This window comes from Bradyrhizobium sp. UNPF46 (genome assembly GCF_006658625.1).
In the GTDB taxonomy this organism is placed as follows: domain Bacteria; phylum Pseudomonadota; class Alphaproteobacteria; order Rhizobiales; family Xanthobacteraceae; genus Bradyrhizobium; species Bradyrhizobium nitroreducens.
Window position 1 is genome coordinate 1 of the sequence record NZ_LFJB01000105.1, and the last position, 14,585, is coordinate 14,585.

The following is a 14,585-nucleotide window of genomic DNA, read 5'->3' on the forward strand; positions in this document are numbered from 1 at the left end:
GGCCCGCATCTCGTGACGATCGCGAAGCGCCCCTTTGGCAGGGCCGGGATGAGCGGTGTATGCCATAAATCCGAAATTCGGGAAAGCAGAATATTTTCGCGGGAAGGGCTTGACGCGGCGGTTTGGTGTTTTGCCCGACGCCTCGCGCGCGGTGGCCCGGGCCGATGTTGGTCATTCCGGGGCGCCCTAAAAGGGCGAACCCGGAATCCATTGCACGGCAGAGCATGCGGCCCGATGGATTCCGGGCCTGCGTGCTCGCGCACGCATCCCGGAATGACGGTGGTTGCGGTGACGGTTCATTTCAGCGGCAGGAACACATCCGCGGTCGCCTCGTGCTCGCCGACATCAGGGAAGAAGCTCAGCCGCTGGCAATAGATCGGGAAGTCGCGCGCCTCCTCGCCGCTGGCCGGGAGCCAGTCGCGATAGAGGTAGAGCGCGGCGGGCTCCAGATTGTCGGTGTAGCCGACCACCCGCAGCACCGCGCAGCGTCCGCCGGGAATCTCGCCGGCCTTGATGTCTTCGCCGTTCGCCTCGATCGGCTGGTCGGTCCCGACGCAGAGGTCCGTGCTGTAGGTGCTGGGCGAGGCTGGTCGCCGCTCGGACCGCCAGACATTGAAGGTCGGATTTGTCCTGGGGTGCAGGCCGCCTGCCTTGCGCCAGGCGATGAACCGCCGGATGGTGTCGCCGAGTGTTGCCGGGTCGCCTCGATGCTCCATGATCGCCACCCGCGTCGGGGGCACATTGCGGATCGTCACGTCGTCAGGGGTAAAAGTCCTCACCAGCTTGCTCCTCGCGTTGTCGAGAGGCCCGAAGGCCACAAGCCACGGCTCCCAGTCGGGAGAGTTGCGGAACGACGACGGCGATTGCCCGAACCGTTGCCGAAAGGCGCGGGCGAAGGCGTCGGGTGCGTCGTAGCCGGCATCCATCGCGATGTCAGTGACGCTTTCGGCGTCGCTGTAGGCCAGCCGGTATGAAGCACGCTTCATGCGGGCGAGCTGGATATAGCGATGCACCGACAGTCCGAAGGTCGCCGTGAACTGCCGGTGGAAATGAAATTTCGAGAAGGCCGCGACGCTGCTCAGCGCGTCCAGGTCCAGATCGTCGTCCAGATGCTGGTCGATGTGATCCAGCACCCGCTGCATCCGGGCATGGTAGGTCTGAAGCGCCGCCGTCATCGTTCGGTTCTCCGTGGCAGCACCAGCTAAAGCGCAGGCGGGCATGACGTGCTCGACCGATCTTGCGGTTCTGCCACGGGGGGCAGAACGCCGCCAAGGGCTGTTTAGGGCGCTGTGGTGGAGCAGGGCAATCCGCATTGTGAGCGCGCGTTTGGCGGCAGCGAGCATCTGTCATCTCATGGAGGTCCACGACAAGGACGCCGAGGAGGTCGAGCTCCGGCGCAGCGAAGTCATGGATCTGTGCGACGGCGAGCTGATCGTGCTGAAATGGCGGGAATTGCAGCGGCCCGGGGATTTCACTCCGACCAATCTGCATCTGAAGCGGCAGTCGTCGCCTCAGGCATGACGGTGGCGTTAGCCGCCGGCAGTCGCCGCGCCCAGCACTTCGTCAAAATGCTTCTTCACCCAGTCGTTGCAGCAGCAGGCTCTGGCCTGGAGCTCCGGCCTATCGAGGATCACGATGGCGCCACGGCGGGTGGCGAGGATGTGCCTTGCCTTGAACATCTGGATGACGCGACTGGCATAGCTGCGGGAGACGCCCAGCATGCTGGCGAGTTGCTCGTGGGTAAGAGGAATCTCGGCCCGGCCGATCCGTTCCTGTGTGGAGATGATCCACTTGGCGGCACGCTGCTCGATCGAATGCGCGGCGTTGCAGGCTGCGGTTTGCAGCAACTGCGCAAACTGGCAGTCGGCATAGCGCAAGAACACATCCTGGAGCGGGGGCGACCTCTGCTGCGCCTGCTCGAGCGCACGCCGGGGCAGCCGGACGAGGGTGCCGCCGAGCTTCACGACGATGCGCGAATAGGTGAGCGAAGGACTGGATCCCGCGGCAACGCCGACAGCGCCCTCCCGTCCCACCAGCATGCTTTCGACCTCGCGGTCATCCTCGACCGGCACGGCGAACGACACCAGCGTGGGGCCGCAGGGGAAATGAATGGCCGTTACCGCATCGCCGGCGTGATGCAGGATCTGGCTTGCCTCGACTTCGACCGGCTGGAGGTGGGGGACGAGCAGCTCGAAATCCTGGTGGGAGAGCTGCCGGAGCAGATCGTTGTGGGGCCGACCGGTCACAGTTTCTTCTCTGGGCTGGCCGGGAATCGGCGCCAGCAACAACCCTACGTTTCCGTGGCGGAACCGACGGTTCCAAAGTGCACACAAGGGCGCGCCGGTGGCCAGAGAAGTTGCGCGCCGGCGTTCCGGGATTCCGGAAAGGTAGGATGGAGCGGCCCTGCGCGCGGCCCGGCAACGGTGATCGTGCGAGGTTTGTTCAGGAGTGAACATAGCGGGCTTGCGGATTGGCGTACCGTCCTTCCGCCGAGCGCCGTACCCCGTGCGCTCTTGCCCGACGGACCGCCGGCCTCAATCCGCTCGAATGCCGCCGGGCCGGCGCCCCGAGGGGCGGCGAGAACTTCTCAGCCGAAGCGCGCTTCGCGATCCCCCGTGGGATGGCGCTGGGCGGCATGTGTGCGGTAGGCGTCGATCGCCTTGTTGGCGAGCATCAGCTGCCGGCGTTCACCGGTCCTGAGCTGGGCTTCGATGGCGTCGAGAATGACGTTGGCGCTCTCGTCGGGCGGGCCGAGCTCGCCGCTCTGCTCCAGGCAGCTCCAGGCGATGAAGAATGCGCTTTCGACGGTGCAGCGAATGGTCATGCGCAGCCAACGCGGCGAGGCCGCAGGCGTTCCGCGGCGGGCGCAACTTGCGCCGGGCCCGCCGCAGCGATCGTCAGTTCTTCAAAACGATGCGGCCGACGACCTTGCCGGCGCGAAGCTCGTCGATCCATTTCTGGACGTCGCCCATCGGCTCCTCGCGCATCGGTGTCGGCTTGATCTTGCCGGCGCGCGCCAGCGCCATCAACTCCTGCGCCTCGGCCAGCGTGCCGACCATGAAGCCTTCGATGGTCATGCGCTTGTAGACCCATTGCACCATCGGCAGGGTGAACTGGCCGCCCATCAGGCCGGAGACCACGATCTTGCCGCCGCGCGCGGCGACCGCGACCGCAAAGGCCATCGACTTCTCGTTACCGGCGAAATCGACGATCTCGTCAAAACCGCCTTCGGTCTCCTTCAGGATGCGCTTGATCACGTCGGGCTCGGACGGGTCGTAGGCGACCGCGGCGCCGTTCTTCAACGCGGTGTCGCGCGCGGCCGGCGAGAGGTCGGCAACCGTGATCGGCTGCTTGAACATCGCCTGCGCGAACGACAGGCCCATCATGCCGACGCCGCCGAGGCCGATCAGCAGCAGATTGCGCTGGCGCGGACGATCGACCAGGCGCTTGAGCGCGCCATAGGCGGTGACGCCGGAGCACATCAGGGTCGCGGCCTGGTTGACGGGCAGCGGATCGTAATCAAGCAGATATTTCGCGTCGGGCACCAGCACGTGGGTGGCGAAGCCGCCGTCGATGGAGACGCCGAGGAAGCGCTGCTTCACGCAGAGATTCTCGTCGCCATTGGCGCAGTCGCGGCACTGGCCGCAGCCGATCCACGGAAAGACGGCTTTCTTCGTGCCGACGAGACCGGCCGCGACGTCCGGGCCGACCTCGTCGACCACGCCGGCGATCTCGTGGCCGAGCGTGAAGGGCAGCGTCATGCCGCGCGTGGTGTCGAGCTTCTTGCCGCCGCCGAGATCGGCGTAGCCGTCCTGGATGTGCAGGTCGGAATGGCAGAGGCCGCAACGCTCGATGCGCACCAGGACCTCGGCGCCTTTCGGCTTCGGCGTGTCGACGATGGTCTCGCACAGCGGCGCATCGAACTTGACCAGGGACTGTCGACGCATCAACGCCATATTCCTTCCTCCGAAATTCTTGGTTACGCAGTTTCGCTGCGTATATCCGCCAATTCACGCGCCATGGCAACAAAGCCGGAAATGGGGATCGTCTCCGCGCGCCGCGTCGCATCGACGCCGGCGGCCGCGGCAAGCCGCGCCGGATCCGCTTGAAGCGATTTCAGGCTCTGCCGCAGCATCTTGCGGCGCTGGCCGAAGGCGGCGGCTGCGACCTGCTCGAGCATCCTGCGATCGCAGGGCAGCGGTTCTGCGCGCGGCGTGAGGCGCACGACGGAGGAGGTGACCTTCGGCGGCGGCACGAAGGCGGACGGCGAGATGTCGAACAGGATCTTGGTCTCGCAGCGCCAGTTGGCGAGCACGCCGAGCCGGCCATAGGCCTCCTCGTCCTCGTGCGCGACGATGCGCTCGCCGACCTCGCGCTGGAACATCAGCACCATCATGTCGTACCAGGGCGGCCAGGGCTCGGTGGTGAGCCAGTTGATCAGGAGCTGGGTCGCGATGTTGTAGGGCAGGTTGGCGACGATCTTGGCGCGCTCGCCGGCGAGAAGCGGGCGGGGATCGAAGGTCATGGCATCGCCATGCACGATCTCGAGCCTGCCGGGGTAGCGCGCGGAAATATCCTGCAAGGCGGGGATCGCGCGCTCGTCATGCTCGATGGCGATGACGCGTTTGGCGCCGAGCGCGAGCAGCGCGCGCGTCAAGCCGCCCGGGCCCGGGCCGATCTCGACGATGGTGGCGTCCTCGAGCGGCGCTGCGGCGCGCGCGATGCGGGCGGTGAGGTTGAGGTCGAGCAGAAAATTCTGGCCGAGCGATTTGCGCGCCGATAGCGCGTGCTGGCGAATGACCTCGCGCAGCGGCGGGAGGTCGTCGATCGCGCTCATCGGCTTTGCGTTGCCGCCATGCGGCCCGCGAGCTTCAGCGCGGCAACCAGGCTCGAAGGGTTCGCCTTGCCGGTGCCGGCGATGTCGAAGGCGGTGCCGTGATCGGGCGAGGTGCGGATGAAGGGCAGGCCGAGCGTGACGTTGACGGCGTCGTCGAAGGCCACCGTCTTGATCGGGATCAGCGCCTGATCGTGATACATGCAGACCGCGCAGTCATAGAGCTTGCGCGCGGCCTCGTGGAACATGGTGTCGGCCGGCAGCGGGCCCCTGGCCTCGATGCCCTCGCCGCGCAAGGTCTTGAGCGCGGGAGCGATGACCGTCTGCTCCTCGTGACCGAGCGAGCCGTCCTCGCCGGCATGCGGATTGAGGCCGGAGATCGCGATGCGCGGCCGCGCGATTCCGAAGCGGGATTTCAGCTCGGTCGCGACGATGCGCGTCGTCGAGACGATCAATTCGCTGGTGAGCTGGCTCAGCGCCTCGCGCAGGGAGACGTGGATGGTCACCGGCACGACGGCGAGCCGCGGCGACCACAGCATCATCACGGGCTGCGGCACGCGGCCGTTCTCCGCGGCGAGTTCGGCGAGGAATTCGGTGTGGCCCGGATGACGGAAGCCCGCACGGTAGAGCACGCTCTTGGCGATCGGATTGGTGACGATTGCGCCGGCGCGGCCCTGTCGGACATCGCCGACGGCCTGCCGGATCGAGGCGAGCGCGGCGGGCGCGCTCGATGCGTCGGGCTTGCCGGGTTCGGCGGTCGCGCGCTCGCCGGTTTCAACGATGGGGAGGGCCTCGGTGAAAGCGGCCGCGGCCTCGCCGGGGCTCACCGCGGCCGTCCTGACATCGACACCGATCGATCGGGCGCGGCGGGCGATCAGCGCCTCGTCGCCGCGCAAATAGAAGGCGGGCAGGTTCAGCTCACGACGCCTCAGCCAGGCTGCGATCGTGATGTCGGGCCCGATGCCGGCGGGCTCTCCCAGGGTCAGGGCAAGGGGGAGGGAGAGCGGCTTTGCTGCGGAAGCGGCCATCAGCGGTTGCGATATTCGATCATCGCCGCCTTGCGGAGCTCGTCGAGATAGGCCTTCTGGGTCTTCTCGTACTTCTCCTGATACATCTTCTCGCGGACCTCGCGCTTCTTCGGCGTGTCGATCATGGTCGGCTTGCGCGAGCACAGCACCACCATCTCGATGCCGTTCTTGGTCATCTCGGGCGCGGTCAGGTGGCCGATCGGGGTGTCGTCCAGCACCTTGCGCAGCGCCTCCGGCAGCTCAGCGGTGGTCTTGGTGACGGTGTCGCGGATGGTCGCGTTCGGCGTCGAGCGGAACAGCGAGTTGGCTTCCTCGCAGCTGCCGACGCGGGCGCGATAGGTCTCGGCTTCCTTCTTCCGCGTCTCCAGGAACGCCGCGGACGAGCCGCGCGGCACGATCAGCACGATCGGCTGCATCTTGTATTCGGTGCCCTCGATCTGGAGCTTGTCGCCGGTCTGGGCCTGCACGGCCTGCGCGACGTCGCGCTCGCCGACCTGGAGGCGCTCCTTGTAGCGGCCGCGCACGAGACTGGTCCAGACCATCTCGGCCTTCATGCGGCCCTTCAGCGTCTCGGGGCGGACGCCCTTGGATTCGAGCGACTTGGTGAGCTGCTCCGGCGTGATGCGCATGCGCTGCGCCATGCCCTCGTAGGATTGGTTGATGTCGGAGACGCCGGGATCGACCCCGTACTTCTTGCCCTCCTTCATCTTCACCTTGTCGTCGATCAGCTCGTTGATGACCTCCTGCCGGCTCGGGGTCTTCTGCGTCGTCAGCTGGTCGAGCTTGGAGCGCTGCTCGATGTCGAAATCGGTGATCGGGTCGCCGTTGACCATCACGACGATGTTCTGCGCGCGCGAGGGCGAGGGCAGTCCGGTCAGGGTCAACCCGGCACTGATGGCGAGCAGGAGGCGGAAGGCGGGCAATGGGATCGTCATGATTGTCGCTCGCATGTCAGCCGCGTCGAGCCTGTGTTGGGGGCAAGCGCGGCCGGCACTTCAAAACGTTCACTGGAGGCCGGAGGAACTGCTGGTCGTCGACGAGTTCGCCAGCGTGCGCAGGCCGATCTGGAACATGAACGCGTGGCTCAGCACGGGCGGCGCGGTGCCCGCAGAATAGCTATACGAAGTTACGTAGTTCGCCGCCAGCACGAAGCAATCGTCGACATAGCCGGCACCGAGCACATACTGGTTGATCTTGTTGGCCTCGAGGTCCCAGCGCGCCGAACCCGACACCACCCAGTTGGTCGCGACCTTCAGCGATCCCGAGGTCAGGATACCCTCGCGGCGGGTGAGATAGCCGAGTTCCGGCTGCGGCGCGTAATTGCCGTAGAGCACGGCGACGGACCACCGATTGAAGTTGGCGCGGCCTTCGGCCTCGAAGCGCTGCACGTTCCAGGTCTGCTCGTCCATGCGGGAGCGGACGCTGAACGTGTAGGTGCTGTTGGGCGAGTAGCTGGCGCTGGCGACGTAATCGGAACGCGGCTTGTCCAGGCCGGAATCGAGACCCGTATTGATGGAGTCCTGAACCGCGAAGGAGTTCATGCCGAACAGCTGGTAGGACTGGCCGAACAGCACCTTGACGGCGCCGCCCTTGTCGAACTGCGTGGTGGACTGCACGCCGACATTGGCGCGGCCGCCGCCCTCGACGCGGTCGTAGCCGGAGAACTTGTCGACGCTGAACAGGTTCGAGGCGTCGAACACCATGCTCTGGGCGTCCTCGTTCGGAAGCTTGCCGGCATAGGTCTCGTTCGGCCGGATGATGATCTGCGCGATCGGCTCGACAGTGGTCGAACCCCAGGGCTGAACGTTGATGAAGGGGTAGCGGTATTCGAGGCCTACCGTCGGCATCAGGCGGAACGCCTGGGTGTCGCCGACGGGAAGATAGTTCGACACGCCCGGCTGGTTGGAGACCGAGGAGTTGATCGCATCGGCGCGCAGGCTGGCGAACGGAGTCCAGATCTGGCCGAACGGATCGGTGAACGACTTGCGCCACTGCGCCTCGGCCGTGAGGCGGGTGTAGGTGCCGGGGAAGCCGCGCAGCAGGCACTGCGACGGCGTGCGGGCCAGCGGATCGGCCGACGCCGTGGTGCACAGGCTGTTGGTGTTCGCGATCGTGGTGATCGGATCGAACACCGCCTGGTCACGCGACAGGTTCACGAAATTGGTCTTGTAGCTGAACTCGCCGCCGAAGACCGGATAGTTGAGCACGTTGGAATAGTCGATCACCGGATAGACGATCGGCACCTGGCTCTGGTTGCCCGAATAGCTCAGCCAGTACATCGTCCGCGCGTCGAAGAAGCTGCGGTTGCCGACGCCGGTCAGATAGAGCTGCGACAGCGCCTCCGTCGGCAGCAGCAGGAACGAGCCGAGCGGATCGCGGTACTGGTAGAGGCGGTAGTCCGAGAAGAAATAGTAGTCGGACATCAGGACGCCGTCCCAACCCCAGACCCATTTGTCGTTCAGCGCGAACTGACCCTTGGTGTCGACGGCGCCGCGGAACTGCTTGTCGCCGGGCTGCCCGGAAAACGCGCCGGGATCGAGCTGGTCGATGCCATAGGCGCGGATCTGGTAGGCGCCGTCGATCAGGCGCTGCCGGAACTCGCCCTGCAGCAGCACACCCTGCCGCGACAGGATGCGGGGTGTGATGGTGGCGTCCATGTCGGGCGCGATCGCCCAATAGTAGGGAACCTCGACGCCGTAACCCGTGTTCGACGTGCCGGAAATGTAGCCCGGCATCAGGAAGCCGCTCTTGCGCTTCACGGTCGGGTCGGGCGTCGAGAAATAGGGCATGTAGGCGAGCGGCACGCCGAAGAATTCGAGCTGGGCCGTCTCGAAATACAGCATCTTCTCCTGCTGGTCGTGGATGATGCGCGCACCCTTGACCTGCCACAGCGGCGGCTTCTTCGGATCGTCCCGACACGGCGCGCAGGCCGTGTAGACGCCGTTCTCGAACACCGTGTAGTTGCCGCTGGAGCGGTCGGCGCGGCTCGCGGCCATGCGGGTCTGGTCGGCCGTATCCACGCGCAGCGAATCGACGAAACCGTCGCGGTAATCGTCGGAGAGATCCATGATCTCGGCATAGGTGATCTTGCCGTCGGCATCCGTCATGCGGATGTTGCCTTCGGCGTGCAGCCGCTTGGTCTTCTGGTCGTAGATGACCCTGTCGGCCTCGACGCTGGTGCCGTTGTAGAACAGCTGGACGTTACCGACCGCGGACACGCGCGAATTGTTGTAGTCGTAGTCGACCTCGGTCGCCTGAACCAGCATCTGGTTGTCGTTGGCGGCCTTCGGCGGCTTGGGGCGCGGCGGCAGCGGATTGTAGGTGAAGCCCTGGGCCGAGGCGGGGGCGACAGTGGCAACATCGATCAGCGCGCCGAGCGATGCCACGGCAGCGACAGCCATCAACAGCCTGCGAAGAGACAAGCCGGACCCGTTCGCGCGCATCACCATGCGGCGCGTCAAACGAGACACGGGTCCTCGATGGACGGCAGTCACTAACCGTCCTCCTGGTACAACAAGGCCAAAAAGCCGGTGAGGCCGCCCACCACCACGGGCAACCACGCCGCAGCGATCGGATGCATCAACTCAGCCTTGCTCAAGTCTTCAGTCACTTTCGACAGAACGTAGAGCAGAAAGCCTGCGCCCACGCCACTCAAAACCATCTTTTGCACGCCGCCCATCCGGAAGAAGCGCAACGACACGGAGGCCGCGAGCATCACCATGGCCGCCAGCAAAAACGGCTGCGCCAGAAGCTTTTGATACTGGAGTCGGTATCCGGCTGTCGCGAAGCCCGAGCTCTCGGACGAGCGGATGTAGCTCGGTAGTTGCCAAAAGGACACAGTCTCCGGGGTGGAAAAGCTGTTGCGGACCTGCGCCTCGGTCAGCGTCGTCGGAATCTCCAACGTCGCCTGGTCGACCGGCGGCGCGTCCAGCGAGAAGCGGCGAACCCCCTTGAACAGCCAGCGGCCGGTCTCGAGCGTCGCCTCGCGCGCCTCGACGCGTTCCTTGAAGTGCTGGTCCGGGTCGAACCGGAACAGCGTCAGCCCCGTCAGCCGCACGCCCTGCTGCTCGCTGCGCGCCGCATTGATGATGGTCTGGCCGTCGCTGGTGACCTGATTGAGCCAGAAGCCGGAGGCGTCCTGGATGCCGCCGCCGGGCGCCGAGCCGAACAGCTCGGCCTCCATGCGCTTGGAGAGCTCGCGCAAATTGGCGGACATCGGATTGTAGGCGACGGTGGCGATCACGCCGATCAGCAGCGCGCTGCCGAGCGCCGGCGAGATGAACTGCCAGGCGGAGATGCCGGCGGCGCGCGCGACCACCAGCTCGAGCCGGCGGGAGAGGGCGAGATAGCAGGTCATGGCGCCGATCAGCATGCAGAACGGCGTCAGCTTCTCCAGAAGCTGCGGCACCCGGAACAGCGAGGTCTCGGCCACCATGAGCGCCGAGGCGGAGGCGAGCCCCGAGGTCTTGCGCACCATCTCGATGTAGTCGACCAGCACCAGCAGCAGGAAGATGCCGGCGAACACGCCGAGCGCGGCGACCACGAAGCGGCCGGCGAAATAGCGACCGAGTGTGTTGGTGAGCATGCTCATGCGGTGGCCGGACGTCCGAACAGCCGCGCGATGCGTGCATTCGACCTGTTGATGGCCTCCATCAGGCCGGGCGGCGGCTCGACCACGATGCCGCCGATGATCATCCACAGCCCGACGCCGATGGCGCCAAAGACCATCGCGTATTGGACCAGCACCGGGGCAGACGACTTCACGGCCATCACCGAGCAGGCAAATCCCGCCATGCGCAGGCCGAACACGGCGAGCACCGAGCCGCCGATCGAGAAGTTGCGGCTCTGGCGGGTGGTGCGCGGCGCCCCGAGGAAGGCGAAGGTCAGCACGGCGAAGGCGAAGGGATAGATCGGCGCGAGCAGGCTGTCATGCAGGGCCGAGCGGAATTGGCCGGGAATCTGCATGTAGACGGGATCTTTCTCGGACGGCGAGAACAGCTCCCAGAGATAGCGCTCGCGGATGCCCAGGGTGACGTCGCGGCCCTGGTTGGAGAATTTCGACATGTCGAAGCCGTAGCGGCCGAAAGCCACCAGCGCCGGATCGCGCTTGCCCGCCTCGAAGCGCTGGAGATTGCCGGTCTCCAGCACCAGGAACGAGCCGGTGGCGTTCTTCACGACCTCGCCGTGCTCGGCGACGATCGAGACGCGCTCGTTGGGATCGCGGCGGTCGTCGATGAAGATGCCGGCGAGGATGCCGCCGGGCTGGCGTTCGCGAATGCGGATCGTGAGGTTCTTGTCGAGCTGGGCGAAGCGGCCGGGCTGCAGGATGTTGGTGAGCACGTCCGCGGTGATCTCGGCATCCCACTGCTTGATCCGCCGCATGCCGTCGGGGGCGAGATAGGCCGCGATGAAGGCAACCAGCAGCGCCACCACGCAGGTGGCGTAGAAGAACGGATAGAACAGCCGGAACGGCGAGAAGCCGGCGGCATTCATCACGATGATCTCGGAATCGGTCGCGAGCTTGTTCAGCGTGTGCGAGATCGCGATCATCAGCGCGATCGGCGAGATGATCAGCACGAGCGCGGGAACGACGAGGCTGGTGATGCCGAGGAAGGTGAGGATGGTCTGACCCTGGCTCGTCATCAGGTCGATGCCGCGCAACGCCTGCGTAATCCAGATCACGCCGGTGAGGCTGACCAGGACCAGCGCAAACGACGCCAGCGTCGTGCGGAAGATATACCTATCGATCGACCCCATGCGCTACCGCACGAACCCCACCAAGTCCCCAATGTCGGCCGGAAATCCGGCTGTCCGACCAATCCCCGAAAGGGGATCCCCAAGGTCGACCGGCAAGGCTCTTCCGACGGCTCACTCTCTCACTACCATCCCTTTGATCCGTCAACAAAATGGCTGCCCCGTGGCACCCTCAATATATGGTTAATATTTCCCTCGTTGTGGCCTTGAGGCCACGGGGGGTGCTTGGCATCTGCCGGGCCGCTGGCCCATAGTGCGCATGGCTCGGTGAATCGTCATTCAGGCCCGGCTCCCGCCGCGACCGGGAATGATCAAAAGATCAAGATTTTTGAAGGAGTTACCCATGTCCAATGCCATCAAGGTCGGCTTCGTCCCGCTGTCGTCAGCCGCCCGTGGCATCCTGGTCGTGTTCTGTGACGACAGCCTGAAGGTCGGTCCGGCATCCGCCAAGGCACTCGGCGGGGGTATCGAACTCGTGAAGCGCGCGGCGGCCGCCGCCGCCTTCAAAGGTAAAAGCGGGGCCGTGCTGGATATCCTGGCGCCGGAGGGGGTGAAAGCCACCCGCCTGCTCGTGATCGGCGCCGGCAAGGCGACCGGCCTGAAAGCGAACGATTTCCTCAAATTCGGCGGCGTGGCGGCGGGCAAGCTTGGCGCCGGGGCCGCCACCATGACCGTCATGGCGGAGCTGCCCAGTGGCGCCATGACCAGCGAGCAGGTGGTCGCGGTCGCCTCGGGCCTGCGCCTGCGCGCCTACAAGTTCGACCGTTACAAGACGAAGAAGAAGGACGGCGAGGAGGGCGGCTCGCGCGCCGACATCTCGCTTGCGGTCGGCGATGTCGCGGCGGCGAAGAAGGCGTTTGTCGCCGCCGGGCACGTCGTCGACGGCGTGGTCATCGCGCGCGACCTCGTCAACGAGCCGCCGAACGTGCTCTTCCCCGAGGAGTTCGCGCGCCGCGCCAGTCAGCTCCGCAAGCTCGGCGTCAAGGTCGAGGTGCTCGACGTCAAGGCGATGCAGAAGCTCGGCATGGGCGCGCTGCTCGGCGTCGGCCAGGGCTCGGCGCGGCCGAGCCGCACCGTGATCATGCGCTGGGACGGCGGCAAGAAGGGCGAGGCGCCGGTCAGCTTCATCGGCAAGGGCGTCTGCTTCGACACCGGCGGCATCTCGATCAAGCCGGCCGGCAGCATGGAGGACATGAAGGGCGACATGGGCGGTGCGGCCTGCGTCGTCGGCCTGATGCACGCGCTGGCGGCGCGCAAGGCCAAGGCCAACGTGGTCGGCGCCATCGGTCTCGTCGAGAACATGCCCGACGGCAATGCGCAGCGGCCGGGCGACATCGTCACCTCGATGTCGGGCCAGACCATCGAGATCATCAACACCGACGCGGAGGGCCGCCTCGTGCTGGCCGACGTGCTCTGGTACGTCGCCAAGAAGGTGAAGCCGAAATTCATGGTGGACCTGGCAACGCTCACCGGCGCCATCGTGGTCGCGCTCGGCACCGAGCATGCCGGCATGTTCTCCAACAATGACGAGCTCGCCGAACGCCTGTTGACGGCCGGCATCGAGACCGGCGACAAGGTCTGGCGCATGCCGCTCGGCCCCGAATACGACAAGCTGATCGATTCCCAGTTCGCCGACATGAAGAACACCGGCGGCCGTCATGGCGGCTCGATCACCGCGGCGCAGTTCCTGCAGCGCTTCGTCGACGGCACGCCCTGGGCCCATCTCGACATCGCCGGCACCGCCATGGGAGCGCCGAAGACCGACATCAACCAGAGCTGGGCAAGCGGCTACGGCGTCCGTCTCCTCGATCGCCTGGTCGCCGATCACTACGAGCGCAAGTGACCCCACGATGACTGAAGTGCTGTTCTATCATCTGCAAAACATGACGGTGGAGAACGTGTTGCCGCCGCTTCTCGAGAAATCGCTCGAGCGCGGCTGGCGCGTCGTGGTGCAGTCGACCTCGGAGGAGCGGGCCGACGCGCTCGACGCGCATTTGTGGACCTATCGAGACGATTCCTTCCTGCCGCACGCGACATGGCGCGTGAACGATGCCGCCGATCAGCCGATCGTGCTGGCGATCGAGGAGGGCAATCCCAACGGCGCCCATGTCCGCTTTCTGGTGGACAGCGCCGCCCTACCGCAGGACGCCCAGGACTACGCGCGCATGGTGCTGCTGTTCAACGGCGACGATCCGGATGCGCTCGCGCTCGCCCGCAGCGCCTGGACGGATTGCAAGGCGCGGGGATTTGATGTCACCTATTGGCAGGCCGACGAGCGGGGCCGGTGGCAACGTCGGAATTAGCGTCCTTGGCATCATCCTTGGCAATTAATGATAATTTGCACTTTTCGGGCGATGCTGGCCTTTGTCACCTTCGTGCCGCAAAGTGATGTTGGGACAATCGCTTAGGGCTGGTCCTTCACGCAGGGAATTTGGTTTATCGTGCGACATCAAAAGCTTCCCAGGTCGCTCCTAGTTGCGTTGGTTGCCGTAGCACCGCTGGTCGCGGGCTGCTCGGGCGGGACCGATCTGCTCGCGTCCGCCAAGGATGCACAATGGTTCAACACGCCGAGCCGGCTGTTCATCAAGAACATCTCGATTGAATCGCCGCCGCTGACGCCCGACAAGCCCGTGGGCGCTGAAGATCTCGTCAGCGCCGACGGCGCCTGTCCCGGCATGGCGCCGCCGCCTGGTCCGTCCGATGCCAATGCATCGACGTCGCCGGCCCCGATAGGCGGCACGGTTGCGCTCGGCCATACCGAATGCGACGTGGTGCGCGGTATCGGCGCGCCCTCGAACGTCAATCTCTCCAACGATGCCGCCGGCCGCCGCGTTGCCGTGGTGACCTGGGCAACCGGTCCGCGCGCGGGGATCTACACGTTCACGGCGGGGCGCCTGTCCTCGATCGAGGGCAATCCGGAGCCGCAGCCGGTGCCGAGGGCGGTGAAGCCGAAGAAGAAGCACGCGTAA

14 protein-coding genes are annotated in these 14,585 nt (G+C 65.8%); 4 read left to right on the forward strand and 10 right to left on the reverse strand.

The features are described from left to right. Positions 1-296 precede the first annotated feature (296 nt). Complete coding sequence (locus UNPF46_RS34080; RefSeq protein ID WP_142253011.1) at positions 297-1,175, reverse strand: AraC family transcriptional regulator; 879 nt, start codon at positions 1,173-1,175, stop codon at positions 297-299. Positions 1,176-1,326: 151 nt separating this feature from the next. Between UNPF46_RS34080 and UNPF46_RS34085 the strand changes: the two genes are divergently transcribed. Next, positions 1,327-1,521, forward strand: a complete 195-nt coding sequence (locus tag UNPF46_RS34085) for a hypothetical protein (protein WP_246668801.1) — start codon at positions 1,327-1,329, stop codon at positions 1,519-1,521. Between the two features lie 8 nt (positions 1,522-1,529). Here the strand turns inward: UNPF46_RS34085 and UNPF46_RS34090 are convergent, their stop codons facing one another. The 9 genes from UNPF46_RS34090 to lptF form a co-directional block, all read right to left on the reverse strand. Beyond that, positions 1,530-2,246 carry a Crp/Fnr family transcriptional regulator gene (locus tag UNPF46_RS34090; protein WP_142253012.1) on the reverse strand — a complete coding sequence of 239 codons (717 nt, stop codon included), beginning with the start codon at positions 2,244-2,246 and terminating at the stop codon, positions 1,530-1,532. Between the two features lie 341 nt (positions 2,247-2,587). Further along, entirely contained in the window at positions 2,588-2,824 is a 237-nt protein-coding gene (locus UNPF46_RS34095) for a hypothetical protein (RefSeq protein WP_100179111.1), read from the reverse strand. A 73-nt stretch (positions 2,825-2,897) separates the two neighbouring features. Continuing rightward, positions 2,898-3,956: an alcohol dehydrogenase gene (locus tag UNPF46_RS34100; protein WP_142253000.1), complete on the reverse strand. Its 1,059-nt coding sequence runs from the start codon at positions 3,954-3,956 to the stop codon at positions 2,898-2,900. A gap of 23 nt (positions 3,957-3,979) precedes the next feature. Continuing rightward, the gene (gene rsmA / locus UNPF46_RS34105) at positions 3,980-4,837 is read right to left on the reverse strand and encodes a 16S rRNA (adenine(1518)-N(6)/adenine(1519)-N(6))-dimethyltransferase RsmA (protein ID WP_100179113.1); all 858 of its coding nucleotides are present in this window, start codon (positions 4,835-4,837) and stop codon (positions 3,980-3,982) included. Next, the gene (gene pdxA / locus UNPF46_RS34110; RefSeq protein ID WP_100179114.1) at positions 4,834-5,862 is read right to left on the reverse strand and encodes a 4-hydroxythreonine-4-phosphate dehydrogenase PdxA; all 1,029 of its coding nucleotides are present in this window, start codon (positions 5,860-5,862) and stop codon (positions 4,834-4,836) included. Before pdxA ends, rsmA begins: the two co-directional genes overlap by 4 nt. Then, a complete protein-coding gene (locus UNPF46_RS34115; RefSeq protein WP_181770245.1) occupies positions 5,862-6,797 on the reverse strand; it encodes a SurA N-terminal domain-containing protein in 936 nt (311 codons plus the stop codon). The genes pdxA and UNPF46_RS34115 overlap by 1 nt, the downstream gene beginning before the upstream one ends. A 69-nt stretch (positions 6,798-6,866) precedes the next feature. Then, entirely contained in the window at positions 6,867-9,263 is a 2,397-nt protein-coding gene (locus tag UNPF46_RS34120; RefSeq protein ID WP_245448432.1) for an LPS-assembly protein LptD, read from the reverse strand. 92 nt (positions 9,264-9,355) lie between these two features. Continuing rightward, positions 9,356-10,453: an LPS export ABC transporter permease LptG gene (gene lptG / locus UNPF46_RS34125; RefSeq protein WP_100179117.1), complete on the reverse strand. Its 1,098-nt coding sequence runs from the start codon at positions 10,451-10,453 to the stop codon at positions 9,356-9,358. Then, positions 10,450-11,619: an LPS export ABC transporter permease LptF gene (lptF, locus tag UNPF46_RS34130; protein ID WP_100179118.1), complete on the reverse strand. Its 1,170-nt coding sequence runs from the start codon at positions 11,617-11,619 to the stop codon at positions 10,450-10,452. Before lptF ends, lptG begins: the two co-directional genes overlap by 4 nt. Positions 11,620-11,959: 340 nt before the next feature. Here lptF and UNPF46_RS34135 point away from each other — a divergent pair, with 340 nt between their 5' ends. The 3 genes from UNPF46_RS34135 to UNPF46_RS34145 all read left to right on the forward strand — a co-directional run bounded on the left by UNPF46_RS34135 (position 11,960) and on the right by UNPF46_RS34145 (position 14,585). Further along, the gene (locus UNPF46_RS34135) at positions 11,960-13,459 is read left to right on the forward strand and encodes a leucyl aminopeptidase (RefSeq protein WP_142253002.1); all 1,500 of its coding nucleotides are present in this window, start codon (positions 11,960-11,962) and stop codon (positions 13,457-13,459) included. 7 nt (positions 13,460-13,466) lie between these two features. Beyond that, positions 13,467-13,919, forward strand: a complete 453-nt coding sequence (locus UNPF46_RS34140; protein WP_142253003.1) for a DNA polymerase III subunit chi — start codon at positions 13,467-13,469, stop codon at positions 13,917-13,919. Positions 13,920-14,096: 177 nt separating this feature from the next. Further along, positions 14,097-14,585, forward strand: coding sequence for a hypothetical protein (locus UNPF46_RS34145; protein WP_181770246.1), 489 nt, complete (start codon positions 14,097-14,099; stop codon positions 14,583-14,585).